Origin of the sequence: Acetobacter sp. AAB5 (assembly GCF_050106715.1) — a bacterium.
Classification (GTDB): Bacteria; Pseudomonadota; Alphaproteobacteria; order Acetobacterales; family Acetobacteraceae; genus Acetobacter; species Acetobacter oryzifermentans.
Map to the genome: position 1 here is coordinate 38011 of NZ_JBNIEW010000011.1, position 17515 is coordinate 55525.

Below are 17515 nucleotides of genomic sequence, written 5' to 3' on the forward strand. Positions count from 1 at the left end.
GATGGCGCAGAAAAGAAACGGAAAGACGAGCAAGATGCCGAAGCTGTTTGAATGTGCAATGGATGAGACCGCGCAGAAAACACGGGTAAACCGGCGTGCGCTTATGCAGTTTACGCTGGGGGGTATGGCATCGGGCTTTTTTGCCCATAAAGCCTTTGCTCAGGCTCCTTCGTTGGCTTTTGCATCTTCTTCCGTAGATAAAATGCCGCCTATCAATGGGGTGTATGATTGGCGCGCTTTACCGCCCACACCCTTGGCGCTGGAAGCTGAAAGTGGTGGCTTACCTGTTGATACGGGCATGGTGCCAGCACAAGGTAAGGCCCAATTATATTACGCATCGGCGGGGGAGGGTGTGCCCGTCATGCTACTGCATGATGGTTTGGCCAATTCCAATTATATGGGAGACCTCGCCCGTGCGCTCTTGCGTGCCAGATGCCGGGTGATTGTGATGGATATGCGTGGGCATGGGCGCAGCACAATGGGGGCTTTGCCCTTGGGGTATGATTTGCTGGCCGATGATGTGCTAACGGTTATGGCGTTTTTACACCTGCGGCGCGTGGCCTTGGTGGGATGGGGTGATGGCGCAGTGCAGGCGCTAGACGTTGGCATGCGCCACCCCAGCAGTGTCAGCCGGATATTTGCTTTTGCATCGTGGAGCACTCCAGATGGTCTGCTTGCGCGCGCAGGAGATATTCCTGCTTACAAATCTTTTATGGAAAGAACCCGGCAGGAATACAGGCAGCTTTCTTCCACACCACATAGGTTTGGAGATCTGGAATCTACAGTGCAGACTATGCGCAGCAGGCAACCCAATTGGACGGATGCAGATCTTATGCGGGTAACAGCACCGTTATGGGTGGCTGCCGCAGATCATGATGGCATTGTGGGGCGTGTTCAGGCCGAGCATATGGCGGCTACGGTAGAAGGGGCAGGGCTCTTGGTGCTGCCCAATACCAGCCATTTTGCCTTTTTGCAGAATCCGCAACTCTTTACGTTGGCTGTGGAGAGCTTTCTAGGGGGCAGATAAAGTGTGGGGCCACCATTAAGGCAGCCCCTTTTTTATAAAAAAGCCTCAGCCAAAAGCGCCGATATTGTGCATGATGGCGACGCTGATTTCACGAATAAGCTCAAACATCTGTTGCATTGGCACAAAGATGTCTCTGTGCTCGCGCTCGTAAATACCTTCTTCGCGCGGGCCGCGTGGTTCATGAAAATCAAGGTTGGTTGGGCCAGTGCTGGTGGGGAAGATATGCTCAAGTTCTTCCAGCACAGCCGAAATATCCAGACACAGTATATGCTGCATCATGACATCATGGTTAAAGCCCCCACGCGGCATAAAGAAAGGCACACGGCATGCCAGAAGCCATATTTGCTCAATAAGCATAATGCGGATGGCATGCAGAAGCCGGATTTGAGGCTCTGTGCGTGGTGCGTGCTCCCAGGCCTCTCTTAACGCAAGATGGTCGGCCTGAATGCGGCGGAACATGGTGAGAAGTTCGGCTGATAGGTCAAGCTTTTCCAGATCCTGCATCAGGGAAAGAAAAGCCTTCCGACGAGCCGGTGTTTTTTCCTCGGTAGCGCGATCAAGCCAGAAACCAGGATCCAGCAAACAGACAACGCTTTTCAGAACTTTGTCATCCGAGCACGCAAGACCATGTTGGGCAAAATCCAGAGCACGATGAAAACGCGGGCTGGATGTGCGGAATGTTTCAAAGGTTTCCGGGTGGCGGCGTACGGCTGCTCCCAAGCCTTGCAAGGTGTTGGCGCACCATCCGAGTTGCTGAAGGATCGCGTTGTTGGGAATGGCGCGTAGCTGGCTGGGGTGGGTAATACGCTTATGGGTTGCGCTTTCTGCACTTTGGCGTGCAGGTGGCCGAGAGCCGGTTCTATCAATAAGGGAAGGGCCAAAAGCCCCCAGCAACGCGGCATAACCGGGGTCTTCCACCAGTTTTTTCATGCCCTCGCTAATGCTGGAGAAGAAATCAGCCGAAAAATCGGGCTGATCATAAATAGGGTCTTCTTCCTGCCGTAAGGGCAGAAACAGGTTTTCCGCAATGGTGGCCATTGTAGCACTTGCCAGTTCCGGCGTGCCAAAAAGGAGATAGCCATCTCCGCCCTGAAAAGCTGTTTCCTCACGGCAGGCAATGCCTGTGGCTTTAAACCGCGCCCGCACATGCGGTGGGGAAAGGTAATCCAGCCTATCTGCCATACGGAAAGGGTGCGCGCCGCGGCCTATGCTTTCACCGTGGGTATCAAAAAACACCACGGTAATATCCTGCATATTCCATCGAACCAGCAGATCATGAATGCGCAGGCGCAGGCGCTCTATCTGATACGTTGCGGCCAACTGGCCGACATACCGGCCAGAATCGGAATATCCAAACTGGAAGCACATGCGGCCGATACGACGGATATATGCACGCCATGTGGGAGAGCGCAGGGCTTCTTCCACAATGTGCTCGCCATTCATAAGGGCATCTTCAGTTTCAAACAGTGGCGAGATTTCAATTTTATCTGCCACGCCAAAGCAGGAAGCGACCCAGAGGGCGGAGAGCAACGTGTAACCGGTTTCTGTTTCTGCAATCAGAAAGCGGACAGGCGTATCGGAATCGATAAATTTGACCATTTGCGCAATGGTCATCATCAGCCGCCCAGCACTGGAAGGATCGCTTAGCAGTGCGCCAAAATCCACCGGAACAGGCGTAACAGCTTCTAGCGCCTCGTTAATCTGGTTCAGCAATGCTCGGCGATGGGCCGGGTTGTTGGGGTCATCCAGCAGGTTCAGCTTCTGACGCACAAAGTTATGGATCTGGGAGGCATTGAGCCGCACATGTGTATGGGCTAACCCCAGCCCATGCGCCACAAACCCAGCGCGGGCAACAGCAAGCGGAATGCGTGCAGAAGGCGGCGCTGTATTAATGGCAGCCTCAAGCAAGCTATCCAATTCTGCGGCGTGTGTTAGTGCGGTATTGCGCTGAGAAACCAGAAGTTTTGCAAAATTTGCCACAGCTTGCGCATCGCTAGGGCCTGCAGGAACAGCGCTAATTTGTTCTTTTACGCAGGCAATGGCCCGTTGCAGTTTTTCTGTGAGCTCAGGGGCTAGTAAGCCTTCGTGCATGATCTGGCTTTTCAACCGCATCAGCTGGAACAGTTTCATACGTAGGCGTAGGCGTAGAGTATCCCACCATCCAATATCTGTGCGGCCATCGGTATCGTAGCCAACCCAACTGGTTGCAATAACCGGGCAGGGCTTCAGTTTTGTCCATTCCTGTGGCCAACGGGTGGCAGCTTCTTCCAGCAGGGCAGTCGCTAACAAATCCATGGCGTCACGCGCACGGGTGATGGCTTGTGCAGCCAGTGTAAATTCTTCTTCCAGCGTAGGAGGCGCAGAACGTCTGTGCGTTTCAAAAAACGGTGCTTCCTGCGGGGGGATGGCTTGGGATGCACTTTCTGCCAAAGCCGCGTACACTGGGTTGCTGAGGGCGAAAGTAGGGTGTGCCGTAAAAACCGCCGCAAATTGAATGGCGGAAATGCGATCCTGATACTCTGTAAAAGAACCGGTAGGGCATGTTTCTGCTATCGAACGGGCAACATTACGAAGCTTTTCTTGCGTGGCTTCAAGTGTTGCCCCGCCTACATACCGGTGCAGTTTACGGGCACGCGCCAGAAAGGCTTCATCACGGAGCTTTTGCACCAGGCTTACAATATCTGCCTGTGAGATTTCCTTGCTGGCAAAGGCTTCGCCCAGCCGGAGCGCAATGCCCATAACAGGATTTGTGCCTTCAGCTGCTATGCCGGCATCTGGGTGAGCAGTGGCGGACGCAAGGATACTGTCCAAACGGGAAAGAGAAGATGTGTTATCCATAGTCATAAGGGCGTCCTGAAGGTTCCTGCAGTAAAACAGTTATAAAGCCGGAATGAATCGAAATAACAACGAAATAGCTTGAAAAGAATGATGAACAACTTTTCACGTCTATGTTTTGTATGCAACCAGCTCACGCACTCTTGGGGGTGTTTGCGCACAGTGCTATTGAGTGGGATATGACATCTCAACCTCATCAGGATGCGGATTTCGCTGCCCGCCAGACACTGCGGCGATACAAAAATGCAGCTACAGGGCTGGTTGGCCTTATGGCTGGGGTAACGGTGCTGGGGTACGCAGCACCAGCCGCCGGATGGGTAAGAGATGGATTCTGGCTGGAAATGTTGCGGGCAGGGGCGCGGGCAGGCGTTGTAGGCGGCTTGGCAGACTGGTTTGCCGTGGTGGCGCTCTTTCGTCGGCCTATGGGCTTGCCCATTCCGCACACCGCTATTTTACCTGCGCAAAAGGATAGGCTTGGCCGCGCACTGGGGCGGTTTGTTGCGGGGCAGGTGTTTACCCAAAAGGAAGTTGAGCGCGTACTGGGGCAGGTCGATCTTCCTGCTTTTCTGGCGGATATGCTGGATGATCCCGGCACGCGGGATGCTTTGGTAAAATCCATAACACGCTCTTTGCCCCAGATGCTGGACAGGCTGGAAGATGGCCGCGCCAGCAATGCAGTTGCCCGTGTTATGCCCAAGCTATTGGGTGGCAGTAATCTAGCGCCCATTATTGCGCGTGCCCTGCGCAGCCTTGTGGATGATGATAAGCATCAGGAAGTGCTCTCCTTCCTGCTTGAGCAGATCAAGGATGCGTTACAATCCAAAGAAGGCGCGCTGCGCCAGATGATTGAAGAGCGCGTGCGTGAACAGGGCGGCCGTTTGCTTGGTTGGGCCATTGGCGGGTCTATCGCCACCAAGGTTTTGTTGGCAGCAGCCAAGGAACTTGAGCGAATCGACCCACAGAATTCTAGCCTGCGTGAAGGCTTTACCAACTGGGTGCGTGGCCAGATTGACCGCATAGAAACAGACCCTGAAAAGGGAAAAGAGTTTTCCCAAACCATTATGGGCGTGCTTTCCCATGAAAGTGTTGTGGGATGGTGGGGAGACATCTGGTTACGCTTTCGGCGCATGGTGGAAGCAGATGTGGAAGATCCAGAAGGCCGCATAGCATCCGTAGTGCAGGATGCGCTTGAACGCATGGCTGCCCAGATGCGCTATGATCAGAACATGCGGCAACGGATTATGGATAGCGTAAACCGCACTGTTTTGAAGATGCTCCCTTTCATGCGTGAACGTATGGCAGAGTTTATTTCCCGTGTAGTTTCTGGCTGGAATGCTGTGGAAATAGCTGAAAAACTGGAACTTCGGGTTGGTAAGGATCTGCAGTTTATCCGGTTTAACGGCACCCTGGTTGGCTTTGGTGTGGGGGCGCTGCTTTTTGCTGTATTGCGGCTTCTATTTGGGTTGAACGCGCAGTAAGGCAGCCGATCACGTTTGCGCTGGATGCTTTTGTCCGCTTGTTTTGGGTTGACGCAAGGGCAGTGTGTCGCCATGTATCCGAAACAGGACCGCTCAGGTCTTTAATTGGGTCAAGGGCAGATAATGCTGAAACTTTCCCGCCTGGCGGATTATGCAATCGTCATCTTGGTGAAACTGGGTGAACAGGAAGGCGTTGTAACGTCTCCAACACTTGCAGCCATTACAGGGGTGCCAGAGCCAACAGTGGCCAAGGTGCTTAAGGTGCTGTCTGCGCATGGGTTTGTGCTTTCCCAGCGTGGGGCAAAAGGCGGATACCGCCTTGCTAGAGCGTTGGCAGATATTTCTGTTGCCAGTGTTATTACAGCCGTAGATGGCAAGATTGCGCTCACAGCCTGTGTAGATGGCGGAGAGTGTGATACCGGCGTGTCGTGCGGTCTGTGTGGCAGCTGGGATACCATTAATCAGGCCATACGAACCACGTTGGAGGGCATTTCCTTGGAAAGCATGCGCAGCAAGGCATCGTGTTTTTCAAACATGCCACGATCCAATACGCAGCCCAGCGCTGCTATGCCACGTGAGGGGATCTGAACCATGCCGACAGTTACTGAAACCCGCGAAGCGGTCGAAAAGCTCGGCCAGTCCACTTACAAGTGGGGCTTTGAAACAGATATTCAGATGGACCTCGCCCCAAAAGGGTTGAATGAGGACATCGTCCGCCTGATTTCTGCGCGTAAGAACGAACCAGAATGGCTTCTGGAATGGCGCCTGACGGCATTCCGCAAATGGCAGTCCATGAAGGAGCCTACGTGGGCCAAGGTTTCTTACCCGCCGATTGATTATCAGGATGCGCATTACTATGCCGCTCCGCGCAAGAAAGAAGGCCCGAAATCTCTGGATGAGGTTGATCCGGAACTTCTAAGAACCTACGAAAAACTGGGTATTCCCCTGCACGAGCAGGCTATGCTGGCAGGTGTGGAATTGCCCGAAGGTGAAACGGCGCGTCCACCTGTTGCTGTAGATGCGGTGTTTGACAGTGTTTCCGTTGTCACCACTTTCCGTAAAACCTTGGAAGAAGCAGGGGTGATCTTCTGCCCTATTTCTGAGGCCGTGCAGGAACATCCGGAACTGGTGCGTAAATATCTGGGCAGCGTAGTGCCGGTGGCAGATAACTTCTATGCCGCCCTTAACTCCGCAGTATTTACCGATGGCTCCTTTGTGTACGTGCCCAAAGGGGTGCGTTGCCCGATGGAGCTTTCCACCTACTTCCGTATCAATGCGCGCAATACAGGGCAGTTTGAGCGCACCCTGATTGTGGTGGAGGATGGTGCTTCCGTTTCCTATCTGGAAGGTTGCACAGCCCCTATGCGGGATGAAAATCAGCTCCATGCGGCGGTGGTGGAACTGGTGGCGATGGAAGATTCTTCCATCAAATATTCCACGGTGCAGAACTGGTACCCCGGTGATTCCGAAGGGCGCGGCGGTATTTACAACTTTGTGACCAAGCGTGGCGCGTGCCGCGGGGCTCGCTCCAAAATTTCATGGACACAGGTGGAAACAGGTTCTGCCATTACATGGAAGTATCCATCCTGCATTTTGCAAGGTGATGGATCTGTGGGTGAATTCTATTCCGTGGCTGTTACCAACAACTGCCAGCAGGCAGATACAGGCACGAAGATGATCCATATCGGGCGCAATACCCGTTCTACCATCATTGCGAAAACTATCAGCGCAGGGCGGTCAGACAGCACATATCGCGGTCTGGTGCGTGTGCAGCCCAAGGCTTCTGGCGCACGTAACTTCACCCAGTGTGATAGCCTGCTGATTGGTGATGAATGCGGCGCGCATACTGTGCCGTATATCGAAAGCCGGAACATGGCAGCGCGTATTGAGCACGAAGCCACAACATCCAAGATTTCAGAAGATCAGCTTTTTTATTGTCGCCAGCGCGGCCTGTCTGAAGAAGATGCGGTCGGGTTGATTGTAAATGGTTTCTGCCGGGATGTTCTTAAGGAACTGCCCATGGAATTTGCTGTGGAAGCACAGAAACTGTTGCAGATCAGCCTTGAAGGCAGCGTAGGCTAAGGGAGTACAGAACATGAGCCAGTTTTTGGAAATTTCCGGTCTGTGCGCCCGGATTGATGCCGATGGGCAGGAAAAGCAGATTCTCCGTGGTGTGGATCTCACCATTCCGCCGGGTGAAGTGCATGCCATTATGGGGCCGAACGGGTGTGGTAAATCTACCCTTTCCTATGTTCTGGCTGGGCGTGAGGATTACGAGGTTACGGCTGGATCTGTTACCTTCAAGGGGCAGGATCTGCTGGCTATGGAGCCGGAAGAACGGGCTGCTGCGGGCCTGTTTCTGGCGTTCCAGTCTCCTATTGAATTGCCGGGTGTGAATAACGCCAATTTCCTGCGCACGGCGGTAAATGCTGTGCGCCGTGCCCGTGGGCTGGAAGAACTGGATGCCGTTGCGTTCCTGAAAATGGCGCGTGAGGCTGCCAAGTCTCTTTCCATGGCGCCGGATATGCTCAAGCGTAACGTCAACGTTGGTTTCTCTGGTGGTGAAAAGAAGCGCAATGAAGTGTTGCAGATGACACTTCTTCAGCCTTCTTTCGCCATTCTGGATGAAACCGATAGTGGCCTGGATGTGGATGCCCTGCGTATTGTAGCAGAAGGGGTGAACCGTTTGCGCTCACCAGATTTCTCTGCACTGGTTATTACGCATCACCAAAAGCTGCTGGACTATCTGGTGCCAGACCGCATTCACGTTATGGCCAAAGGCCGGATTATTCTTTCTGGTGGGCCAGAACTGGCCAAGAGGATTGATCAGGAAGGCTACACCAAGTTTCTGACGGAGGCGGCGTGAACGCGATCAGCAAAGATATGAGCGGCCCTCTATCTTCGTTCGCGCAACGCCTGAACGATGTTGAGGGGGTAGAGCAGCAAGCAGCCATTGGCGCACTGCTCAGAACCGGCCTGCCAGACAGGCATGTAGAGGCATGGAAATATACCAGCCTGCGCCCATTGGCTGCGCAGGAGTTTCTGGCCCCGCCAGCGCAATATGATGCAGCGCAGGCAAAGAGCCTGTTGGATAACCTGCTTAGCAAGCATGATACGGTGCAGTCTGTGCCACGCATTGTGTTTGTAAATGGCCGATTTGAGAAAGATCTCAGCCTTCTGCCAGAAGGTGTGGATGTTTCCTTTTTTAGCCAGAACAACCTGGTATCAGATGTGCAGGCCAGCCCGGACAGAGATCCTCTTGTGGCGCTAAACACGGCTTTGGTGGAAGACGGTGCCACATTGCACGTTGCCAAGGGTGCAGATGCAGGGCGCGTGCTCCTGATTTCTTTAGGCGTAGCGGGCGATACCGTAATCTCTTTCCACCCACGCCATAGCGTGGTGTTGGAAGAAGGTGCGCATCTTTCCTTGCTGTCACTCAGCGCAGGCGTTGGGCAGTATTTCCATAATCCGGTTATGGAAGTAACGGTGGGAGAAAGAGCCAAACTCTATCATACCACGTTGCAGACAGAAGGGCCGCAAGCCATAGCGTTGGCAACAACCTATGTGCAGGTTGCCGGGCATGGCGTTTACAATAGCTTTGCTCTTGGTTTGGGTAGTTTGTTGTCTCGGCATGAAGTGCATGCACGGTTGAATGCGCCACATGCTCAGTTGCATGTGAATGGTGCGCAAAACCTTGCAGAACATCAGGTGGGGGATATCACGAGCGTCATCACCCATGCGGCTTCGGACTGCATTTCCCGCCAGACTGTTCGGAATGTGCTGGATGGCCACGCGCGGGGTGTTTTCCAAGGCAAGGTGCTGGTTGAACAGGTTGCCCAGAAAACCGATGGCTACCAGATGAATCAGGCATTGCTGCTTTCTGAAAACGCAGAAATTGACGCAAAGCCTGAGCTTGAAATCTATGCGGATGATGTGCGTTGTAGCCACGGGGCAACCGTGGGGGCGCTGGATGATGACCAACTGTTTTATATGCGTAGCCGTGGCGTGCCAGAGGCACAGGCCCGCCAGATCCTGATTGCAGCGTTTCTGGATGAAGCTCTTTCCCTGATTGAAGATGAAACGGCGCAGGAATACTGCCGCGCCATGCTGGCAATCCGTTTTTCTGCTGAAAGGAAGGCCGCGTAATGTCTCATCCTTCTATTACAGACACATCCGGGCTGGATCTGACTGCTATTCGTAAGCAGTTTCCTATTCTGTCGGAAAAAGTGCACGATCGCCCCCTGGTGTTTCTGGATAGCGCCGCTTCGGCCCAAAAGCCGGATGCCGTTATCAACGCTATGGTGCACACCATGCACCATCAGTATGCCAACATTCACCGTGGCCTGTATTGGCTGAGTGAACGTGCAACCGAGGCTTATGAAGCTGTTAGAGATCAGGTTGCGGGCTTTCTCAACGCACCTTCGCGGGAAGAAATTGTTTTTACCCGTAACAGCACAGAAGCTATTAATCTGGTTGCGTATTCCTTTGGCTCTCTGCTTACGCCGGGGCAGGCTGTGGTTATTTCCGAAATGGAACACCATGCCAACCTAGTGCCGTGGCAGATGCTGCGTGACCGTATGGGCATTGAGTTGCGCATAGCCCCGATTACCGATGCTGGTGATCTGGATATGGATGCGTTCGGCCACCTTTTGTCTGATGGCAAAGTAGCACTTGTTGCTATTACCCATATGTCCAACGTGCTGGGTACCATTACACCAGCGCGCCAGATTGCTGATATGGCGCATGCAGCCGGTGCGCTGGTGCTGTTTGATGGCAGCCAGGCCGTGGTGCACCACCGCACAGATGTGCAGGCTCTGGGGGCAGATTTTTATACCTTTACCGGGCATAAGCTATATGGCCCAACCGGCATTGGCGTTTTGTGGGCGCGGCGTGCGCTGCTGGAAGATATGCCGCCATTTATGGGCGGGGGAGACATGATCTCCACCGTGACGTTTGAAAAATCCACATGGGCGAATGTTCCACACAAGTTTGAGGCGGGCACGCCTGCGATTGTTGAAGCCATAGGCCTTGGTGCTGCAATTGCTTGGGTGGAAAAGTTTGGTTTTGATGCCATTGCGGCGCACGAACAGGCTTTAACCAGCTATGCGTTGGAGCGTCTGGGCACTGTTCCGGGGCTGAACGTTGTTGGGCATCCCAAAGAGCGTGGAGGCGTTATTTCCTTCACGATGGCGGATGTGCACCCACATGATATTGCCACTTTGCTGGATCGCAACGGTATTGCCGTACGTGCGGGCCACCATTGTGCAGAGCCGCTTATGCGCCGCTTGGGGCTAACGGCCACAGCACGCGCCAGCTTTGGTATTTATACCATGCAGGAAGAAATAGATGCGCTTGCCGATACGTTGGTGCGTATCCGGGAATTTTTTGTGTGACACAAACCGTGCCAGATTCTGATGCCCTGTATGACCGCGTGATTGTAGAGCGCGCACGCGCCCCACAATATGCGGGCAAGCTGGAAGCACCTTCAGTGCAGGGCGAAGGCAAAAACCCCATGTGTGGGGATAAAACACGGGTGGATATCGCACTGGATGCAACCCATATCCAAAGTGTGCGCCACACCACACGTGGATGCGCTATTTGTGCAGCAGCGGCTGATTTAATGGCGCAGCAGGTTTCTGGTTTGGATGTTGCGCAAGCTGTCAGCCTATCTGGTCGGTTTTCTGCCATGCTGGTGGGGGAAAGTTCTTCTGCTGCAACGGCGGATACTTCATTAGGGCCGTTAGAGGTTTTCCAGCCTCTGCGGTCTCACAAGGCACGGATACGATGTGCCGAACTGCCTTGGATTGCGTTAAAGGAGGCGCTTTCTCATGCCGACGTCTGAAGACGTGCATGCTCCCGTTCTGCCAGAGGTAGAAAAGGAAGCTAAAACAGCAGAGGCTTCTGCCGATGTGCTGCATGCTGATCATGCACCTGCTGGAAATGAAGCCGGAAAAGTAGAAAGCTGGACACCGGATGAAGGGGCAGAACAGCCCGCTAAGCCGCAGTCTGCCGGTGCTGTTTCGGAAGATGCGGTTATTGAGGCGATTGCCACAGTGCATGACCCGGAAATTCCGGTGAACATCTATGAACTTGGCCTGATTTACGCAATCGACCTGTATGATGATGGCCGCGTGCGTATTGAAATGACGCTAACAGCCCCCAACTGCCCCAGCGCGCAGGAACTGCCTGTGCAGGTGAAAGAAGCAGTGGAAAAAGTGCCGGGCGTAAAATCTGCTGAAGTGGAAGTGGTATGGGATCCACCGTGGGATATGTCGCGTATGAGTGATGAAGCCCGTCTTGCGCTGAACATGTTCTGAACCGAAAACAAGGTGAGGGTATAAAATGTCTCAGAAAACGGCTGTTGCTCCCACAAAGCGGGAACTTCCTCCTCTTATGCGGGTGTCTCAAGCTGCGGCAGATCGGTTGCAGCATTTATATGCCACGGCACATGCGGGCCAGTTGCTGCGTATTTCTGTAAGCACCAAAGGCTGCTCCGGAAAAGCATATGACATGCAGTTTGTGGATACAGCAGGTGAGGGCGATGAAGTGGTAAAAGACCACGGCGTAACCTTGCTGGTAGATCGCAAAGCTACGCTTTACCTGATTGGTTCTGAAATGGATTATCAGGAAGGTGATCTGGAGGCCGGGTTTGTGTTTTCCAACCCTAACGAGAAAGGCCGTTGCGGCTGCGGCGAGAGCTTTCACGTTTGAAGCTACAAACGGCTTCAATTTCTGCAGACCATAAAAACTGGTCAATTACAGTTACATTTTCCACCGTATATCCAGCTTTGGCCAGCAGGCTTGCATCCTGCGCCAAGGCGGCGGGGTTACAGCTTACATAAATAATGTGGGTGGGTAACCCTTGCGCAATCTGGCGCATTTGCAACTTTGCCCCTGCGTGCGGGGGGTCCAGCACAACCACAGCGGAAGCTGCTATTTCCTTAGCCAAAACCGGCTGATGGTTTAGGTCCCGACAGAATGTGCTGATCCGTGTGCCGACTGTCGCTTTCTTCAGGGCTTCCAAAGCGGGTGCATAGCCTTCGTAAGCGTTTACGCGGGCACGTTCTGCCAATGGAAACGTAAGTGTGCCACAACCGGCATAAAGCTCGGTGATAATATCGCGGCGGTTCAGCTTGGCAGGCAGGCTTTTTACAACGGCATCCTGAATATATTTCTCACTTTCACCCGTTGCCTGCAAAAAAGTGCCAGGTGGCGGTGTGATTTGGTGAGAAGCAATTGTCTGAACAACAGAGCCCGATTGCGCAGCCACTTCTGGCTGACCTGTATCTTTGATCAACTGCCAACTGATACGCGGAATGTGCTGCTCTGTAGCCAGTTGCGCCAAACGCACGCGGTCTGGTGCAGTTAGCGGCCCATCTGTTTGCAACAGAACATCCAGCCCAGAATCCAGCAGATTAATATGCAAATTGGCTTCACGCCGAATGGCGTTCAGGCTGCGGAGTGTGGCCCGAAAAGCAGGCAGGGCCGCTAGAATGTCGGGATGCAACACAACGCAGGTGGTAAGGTCTGTAACGGCATGGCTATTGCGCGCATGAAGCCCAATAACGATACCATCAGGCTGACGCCTTACAGCCAGATCTGCTCTACGGCGAGAGTATGGTTGCACCTGCTCGGCAGAAAATGCTGGAAGGTTATTAAACCCAGCCTTTTGCAAAGCGTGTTGAATAGTAGCCATTTTCCACTGCAAAATAGCAGCAGGCTTTACATGTTGGAGCGTGCAGCCACCGCAGCGCTCAAACAAGGAGCAGGGCGGTATTTGCCGGTCTGGTGAAGGTTGAAGAACTTCAACAAGCTGCCACTTGCCATCTGAATTTTTATTCAGACGCACATGCTCACCAGCAAGAGTTTCCGGAACGTAAGCTACATGACCATCTGGCGTACGCACGGCACCATCGCCCTGCGTTGCCAGATAGAGAACATCCGTATCGTAAGTTTCAGTCACAGATTATGTTCAGGCGTGCGTGTCTGCGGCGTGTTCAGCCGTTGCATCTGTTCCCGGTGAGGCAGGCCTTACAGAGTTTCGGCGCGGCAGCAGCATGAACGCTGGCACCATATCGCCAAAGCCCTGCACGTCACCACCAGGAGCGGGCGGAATTTCATCCCGCTGATGGCGTGTATTGCGCGTAGGCTGACGTTCTGGGCGTGCTGCCTGCTGAGGTTTGGCTTCAGGCTGCTGCTGTTCGCGTGCTGCTGGTGCTGGATTTTCACGTTCCCGCTCGCGCTGCGGTGTGCGGGGTTTGCGTGTGCGCCCTGCCGGTGGCCGCTTTTCATCAGACCATTCAAGCTGCTTCACACCATCCAGCGCCATGCGCGGAATTTCTTTGCCTGTCAGCTTTTCAATAGCTTCGGCCAGCGCTTTATCATACGGCGTTGCAATGCTGTAGGCGTGGCCTTCACGCCCTGCACGGCCAGTACGTCCGATTCGGTGCACATAGTCTTCTGCATGGAAGGGCAGGTCGAAATTGAAGACGTGCGAAAGGCCGCCAATATCAATGCCACGTGCGGCTACGTCTGAGCACACAAGCACTTTCAGCTCATCGTTCTTGAATTTTTCCAGCGTGGAAAAGCGCACGGACTGGGGCAAATCGCCATGCAAAGCAGCGGCTGAAAAGCCATGTTTCACGAGCGATTTGGTTAAAATATCCACATCACGCTTACGATTGCAGAACACAATAGCGTTCTGTAGCGCAGGGTCTTTCAACAATTGGCGGAGCGTTTCCCGCTTGCTGTATTCATCCACCACCACAATGCCGGTTGTAATGGTTGTGGCTACAGAAGATTGCCGTGCAACCGTAATTTCTTTGGGAGAATGCAGGAAGGTATCTGCCAGCTTACGGATGGTCGGCGCCATAGTGGCGGAGAACAGCAGTGTCTGCCGGTTAGGAGGCAGCAGCCCGACAATTTTTTCAATATCGGGAATGAAGCCCATATCCAGCATACGGTCAGCTTCATCAATCACCAGAATGCCGGTGTGGTTCAGCATCAAACCGCCGCGTTCAAACAGATCAAGCAGGCGGCCGGGGGTGGCAATCAGCACATCCACGCCACGGTTCAGCACTTCTTTCTGATCCGCCATGCTTTCTCCGCCAATCAGCAGAGCATGGTTGAGCTTGAGGTATTTGCCGTAGTTCACAAAATTTTCTGCAACCTGCAGCGCCAGTTCACGCGTGGGTTCCAGAATAAGGGAGCGCGGCATACGGGCCCGCGCCCGCGAATCCGCTAAAATCTCCAGCATGGGCAGCGTGAAGGACGCAGTCTTACCCGTTCCTGTCTGTGCAACGCCCATAACATCCCGCGCCATCAGAATGGCCGGAATAGCCTGAGCCTGAATAGGGGTGGGGTGTGTGTAGCCCATGTCCGAAATAGCACGCAGGAGAGGCTCGGATAGCTCCAGATCAGCAAATGTGACGGAGTCTGTATCTTCTGCAGCTTCAACTGTAATTTCTGCGGTTTTTTCAGCAGGAGCCAGTTCCGGAGTGGCGGTTTCTTCTGCCTTGGCTTTTGGAGCAGGCTGTTTTTCCGCAGGGGGTTCCGGCGCAACTTCAGGCGCTTGTTCAACAACCTCAACAGCAGAAGCCGCGGCTTCTACAGGAGCGGGAACTTCTGTTGCTGGGGTTGCTTCTGCCTGTTCTGGGGCGGCTGCAGCTGGTTCTTCAGCTTTTTCCACCTTTTCAGCTTTTGGCTTCCGGCGTCTTACAACACGTTTTTTGGGGGCAGGTTTTGCCTCGGCTGCAACCGCTTTTTCAGCGGGAGCTTCGGTTGCTGTGCCCGTATCTTCTGTGGCGTCTGCTGCGCTCACAGGGGCAGGGGCAGCCGTTTTTTTGCGGCTACGTGTTGTTGTCTTGCGGGGGGAGGCGGGCGTTTTAGCTGTCAATCTGCTCTCGGAACCGTAGGTCTGTCTGTTGTCAGCACTGGCTGAAGAGCCTGCCCGTATCGGGGTGCCTCAACTAAAGTGACTGAGGCACCGATTCACGTATCTACCCGGTCAGGCGTTTGTTCCGATAAAGCTGTTTTGGCCTGAAATCAAGTTTTTGCCAGAATGTTGCTGTGTTTCTTAGGCAAAAGGATGGCCAAGGCAGGCAGAAAGCACTGCCAGCACGCCCAACGCCACAATAAGCAGCACGCGGGAGCGAATGGAGTCGAACACAGAAGGCTGCGGGCGGATGGAGCGCCGTGCTTTCTGGTAAGGCCCTGTGTACATCATAACAAACAGCACAGCCATGATAATGCCCAAAAGCTGCATGAGGTTGGTTGTCCATGGCGCGTTTGCAAACCCGCCTTCATGAATAATCAACAGCCAGCCGGTAATCAGCGCTGTGGGGATAACGTGCGTTAAAACCTTAAAAAAGCGGGCCAATGTCTGCAAATGTACAGAATTGCGCTGCGTTGCATCCAGCAGGCGTAGGCTCGGGCGCAAAATAATAACGGCATAGGCACCACCACCAATCCACAAGATGATGCTGACAAGGTGGAGGGTGAGAACAAGGCTCCAGAGAATGGAATGGGGCATGCTGAACTCCGCTTGGCGTTAATGCAGGAAAAAGGCGCGGGGCGGGGAAGGGGTTATCGTCCAACGCTTGTCTGCTGCCTGATTGCCAAGGGGACGGACACTGCGCAAGGGGCTATATTTGCACAAATCATCGTCTGCTCTATGTGCGGAGGCTCGGTATGGCAGCAATATATCCTTCTCTTCTGAGCGTTTATTCCCCTGATGAAATGGGGAAAATTGACCATATTTCGGCGCAGACTGTGCCCGTTTCCGTATTGATGGAAAATGCGGGCCGGGCGGTGGCGCGCGCTATTCTCCGATACGAAAAGCCAGCCCGCGTGCTTGTGCTGTGTGGCCCCGGTAATAACGGGGGGGATGGATACGTGGTTGCGCGGCATCTTCATGATGCAGGTTGGCCTGTGGCTGTAGCGGAAATGGTGGCTCCCAAGCCGGGCGGTGCTGCGGCAGAAGCCTCGGCCCGATTCCGAGGTATTCGCGTGCCATTTTCAGCACAGGAATCTGCGCGGGCAGATTTGGTGGTTGATGCTGTCTTCGGCGCAGGATTGAGCAGAGACGTTACGGGTTTGCCTGTTGAGGTTCTGCAGGCGGCGCGGCGTATTATTGCTGTTGATATGCCTTCAGGTGTGGATGGCGCGACTGGCTTGGTGCGTGGATATGCACCGCAGGCCGCCATGACGGTAACGTTCTGCCGGTTCAAGCCGGGGCATTTGCTATATCCGGGCAGGGAATATCTGGGCCGGTTAATTCTGGCAGATATCGGAATTCCAGAAGCTGCGCTTGATCAGGTGCCTCCAACAACGTGGCGGAATGAACCCGGCTTGTGGCATTTGCCGATTCCCGGTCCTGAAAGTCATAAATATACGCGCGGTGTGGTGAGTATCTGCGCGGGCGAATCCATGCCGGGTGCAACCCGCTTATGTGCGGGCGGTGCACGCGCTGCCGGTGCTGGTTTGGTGCGTGTGGCTGCTGGTGCGGGTGCTGCGGCTTATAAACTGGGTGCGCCCGGCCTTATTGTGGATGACGCGCCGTTGCCGACATTGTTGCAAGACAAGCGCCGCCGCGTGTGGGTTTGCGGCCCCGGTTTAACAGAGGTGGAAGTGCAGGCCACGCTGCCGGTGTTGTTAGCGGCAGAAAAGAGCGTTCTGGCTGATGCCGGTGCTTTAAGCGCTTCGGCGGGTGACCCCGAAAAACTTAAAGGTGTTGCAGTTATAACGCCGCATGTTGGGGAGTTTACCCGCGTATTCGGCCCGGTGGGCGGTAATCCGCCAGAGCATATTCGGCAAGCGGCCCAGCAGATTGGGGCTGTGGTGGTTCTAAAAGGGGCTTCCACCATGATTGCAGCGCCAGACGGGCGGCTCGCAATTAATGATCATGCAACTCCGGCTTTAGGCACAGCGGGTTCGGGGGATACACTTTCTGGTGTTATTTCAGCCCTGCTGGCTGCTGGTATGCCCGCGTGGGAGGCTGCATGTGCTGGCGTGTGGCTGCATGGGGAAGCCGGGCGGCAAGCCGGACCATGGCCTGTGGCGGAAGATTTGGACCTTCATTTGGGCGCTGCGCGAGAAAAAGCAGCTCATATGCAGAAACAGAGGGTGAACTCGCACATCGGCATCTTGCCGTGAGCGAATGTTTGGGTTAAGTCCA

General features: G+C 54.2%; 15 protein-coding genes. 11 read left to right on the forward strand and 4 right to left on the reverse strand.

The features are described 5' to 3' along the window. Nucleotide 1: 1 nt before the first annotated feature. Nucleotides 2–1027, forward strand: coding sequence for an alpha/beta fold hydrolase (locus ACP7IZ_RS10725; protein ID WP_426849132.1), 1026 nt, complete (start codon nucleotides 2–4; stop codon nucleotides 1025–1027). A 45-nt stretch (nucleotides 1028–1072) separates the two neighbouring features. On the opposite strand, the gene ACP7IZ_RS10730 is transcribed toward ACP7IZ_RS10725, so the two are convergent. Further along, the gene (locus ACP7IZ_RS10730; protein WP_426849134.1) at nucleotides 1073–3871 is read right to left on the reverse strand and encodes a phosphoenolpyruvate carboxylase; all 2799 of its coding nucleotides are present in this window, start codon (nucleotides 3869–3871) and stop codon (nucleotides 1073–1075) included. A gap of 104 nt (nucleotides 3872–3975) precedes the next feature. Between ACP7IZ_RS10730 and ACP7IZ_RS10735 the strand changes: the two genes are divergently transcribed. From ACP7IZ_RS10735 to ACP7IZ_RS10775, 9 genes are all read left to right on the forward strand, one after another. After that, complete coding sequence (locus tag ACP7IZ_RS10735; protein WP_426849136.1) at nucleotides 3976–5340, forward strand: DUF445 domain-containing protein; 1365 nt, start codon at nucleotides 3976–3978, stop codon at nucleotides 5338–5340. Nucleotides 5341–5463: 123 nt separating this feature from the next. Then, nucleotides 5464–5928: an SUF system Fe-S cluster assembly regulator gene (locus tag ACP7IZ_RS10740; RefSeq protein WP_426849137.1), complete on the forward strand. Its 465-nt coding sequence runs from the start codon at nucleotides 5464–5466 to the stop codon at nucleotides 5926–5928. Nucleotides 5929–5931: 3 nt separating this feature from the next. Continuing rightward, nucleotides 5932–7422 carry a Fe-S cluster assembly protein SufB gene (gene sufB, locus ACP7IZ_RS10745; RefSeq protein WP_426849139.1) on the forward strand — a complete coding sequence of 497 codons (1491 nt, stop codon included), beginning with the start codon at nucleotides 5932–5934 and terminating at the stop codon, nucleotides 7420–7422. A 13-nt stretch (nucleotides 7423–7435) separates the two neighbouring features. Beyond that, nucleotides 7436–8206 (forward strand): Fe-S cluster assembly ATPase SufC, encoded by a 771-nt coding sequence (gene sufC, locus ACP7IZ_RS10750; RefSeq protein WP_006116545.1) that lies wholly within the window; start codon nucleotides 7436–7438, stop codon nucleotides 8204–8206. A gap of 17 nt (nucleotides 8207–8223) precedes the next feature. Then, on the forward strand, nucleotides 8224–9486 hold the full coding sequence (gene sufD, locus ACP7IZ_RS10755; protein ID WP_426849190.1) for a Fe-S cluster assembly protein SufD: 1263 nt from the start codon (nucleotides 8224–8226) through the stop codon (nucleotides 9484–9486). Next, nucleotides 9486–10733 (forward strand): aminotransferase class V-fold PLP-dependent enzyme, encoded by a 1248-nt coding sequence (locus tag ACP7IZ_RS10760; RefSeq protein WP_426849141.1) that lies wholly within the window; start codon nucleotides 9486–9488, stop codon nucleotides 10731–10733. The genes sufD and ACP7IZ_RS10760 overlap by 1 nt, the downstream gene beginning before the upstream one ends. Then, a complete protein-coding gene (gene sufU / locus ACP7IZ_RS10765) occupies nucleotides 10730–11182 on the forward strand; it encodes a Fe-S cluster assembly sulfur transfer protein SufU (RefSeq protein WP_426849142.1) in 453 nt (150 codons plus the stop codon). The genes ACP7IZ_RS10760 and sufU overlap by 4 nt, the downstream gene beginning before the upstream one ends. Beyond that, nucleotides 11169–11657 carry an SUF system Fe-S cluster assembly protein gene (locus ACP7IZ_RS10770; RefSeq protein ID WP_426849144.1) on the forward strand — a complete coding sequence of 163 codons (489 nt, stop codon included), beginning with the start codon at nucleotides 11169–11171 and terminating at the stop codon, nucleotides 11655–11657. Before sufU ends, ACP7IZ_RS10770 begins: the two co-directional genes overlap by 14 nt. Nucleotides 11658–11682: 25 nt before the next feature. Beyond that, nucleotides 11683–12051: a HesB/IscA family protein gene (locus ACP7IZ_RS10775; RefSeq protein ID WP_426849146.1), complete on the forward strand. Its 369-nt coding sequence runs from the start codon at nucleotides 11683–11685 to the stop codon at nucleotides 12049–12051. On the opposite strand, the gene ACP7IZ_RS10780 is transcribed toward ACP7IZ_RS10775, so the two are convergent. The 3 genes from ACP7IZ_RS10780 to ACP7IZ_RS10790 all read right to left on the reverse strand — a co-directional run bounded on the left by ACP7IZ_RS10780 (nucleotide 12005) and on the right by ACP7IZ_RS10790 (nucleotide 15871). Beyond that, a complete protein-coding gene (locus ACP7IZ_RS10780) occupies nucleotides 12005–13303 on the reverse strand; it encodes a class I SAM-dependent RNA methyltransferase (RefSeq protein WP_426849148.1) in 1299 nt (432 codons plus the stop codon). The two genes, ACP7IZ_RS10775 and ACP7IZ_RS10780, sit on opposite strands and share 47 nt — an antisense overlap. A gap of 9 nt (nucleotides 13304–13312) precedes the next feature. After that, nucleotides 13313–15235: a DEAD/DEAH box helicase gene (locus ACP7IZ_RS10785; RefSeq protein ID WP_426849150.1), complete on the reverse strand. Its 1923-nt coding sequence runs from the start codon at nucleotides 15233–15235 to the stop codon at nucleotides 13313–13315. Nucleotides 15236–15415: 180 nt separating this feature from the next. After that, complete coding sequence (locus tag ACP7IZ_RS10790; protein WP_006116552.1) at nucleotides 15416–15871, reverse strand: membrane protein; 456 nt, start codon at nucleotides 15869–15871, stop codon at nucleotides 15416–15418. 158 nt (nucleotides 15872–16029) lie between these two features. Here ACP7IZ_RS10790 and ACP7IZ_RS10795 point away from each other — a divergent pair, with 158 nt between their 5' ends. After that, complete coding sequence (locus tag ACP7IZ_RS10795; protein WP_426849151.1) at nucleotides 16030–17493, forward strand: NAD(P)H-hydrate dehydratase; 1464 nt, start codon at nucleotides 16030–16032, stop codon at nucleotides 17491–17493. Nucleotides 17494–17515: the final 22 nt, after the last annotated feature.

Coding starts and splice junctions, on each gene's coding strand:
- ACP7IZ_RS10725 (WP_426849132.1), top strand. CDS start 2: ATGGCGCAGAAAAGAAACGGAAAGACGAGCAAGATGCCGAAGCTGTTT.
- ACP7IZ_RS10730 (WP_426849134.1), bottom strand. CDS start 3,871: ATGACTATGGATAACACATCTTCTCTTTCCCGTTTGGACAGTATCCTT.
- ACP7IZ_RS10735 (WP_426849136.1), top strand. CDS start 3,976: ATGTTTTGTATGCAACCAGCTCACGCACTCTTGGGGGTGTTTGCGCAC.
- ACP7IZ_RS10740 (WP_426849137.1), top strand. CDS start 5,464: ATGCTGAAACTTTCCCGCCTGGCGGATTATGCAATCGTCATCTTGGTG.
- sufB (WP_426849139.1), top strand. CDS start 5,932: ATGCCGACAGTTACTGAAACCCGCGAAGCGGTCGAAAAGCTCGGCCAG.
- sufC (WP_006116545.1), top strand. CDS start 7,436: ATGAGCCAGTTTTTGGAAATTTCCGGTCTGTGCGCCCGGATTGATGCC.
- sufD (WP_426849190.1), top strand. CDS start 8,224: ATGAGCGGCCCTCTATCTTCGTTCGCGCAACGCCTGAACGATGTTGAG.
- ACP7IZ_RS10760 (WP_426849141.1), top strand. CDS start 9,486: ATGTCTCATCCTTCTATTACAGACACATCCGGGCTGGATCTGACTGCT.
- ACP7IZ_RS10770 (WP_426849144.1), top strand. CDS start 11,169: ATGCCGACGTCTGAAGACGTGCATGCTCCCGTTCTGCCAGAGGTAGAA.
- ACP7IZ_RS10775 (WP_426849146.1), top strand. CDS start 11,683: ATGTCTCAGAAAACGGCTGTTGCTCCCACAAAGCGGGAACTTCCTCCT.
- ACP7IZ_RS10790 (WP_006116552.1), bottom strand. CDS start 15,871: ATGCCCCATTCCATTCTCTGGAGCCTTGTTCTCACCCTCCACCTTGTC.
- ACP7IZ_RS10795 (WP_426849151.1), top strand. CDS start 16,030: ATGGCAGCAATATATCCTTCTCTTCTGAGCGTTTATTCCCCTGATGAA.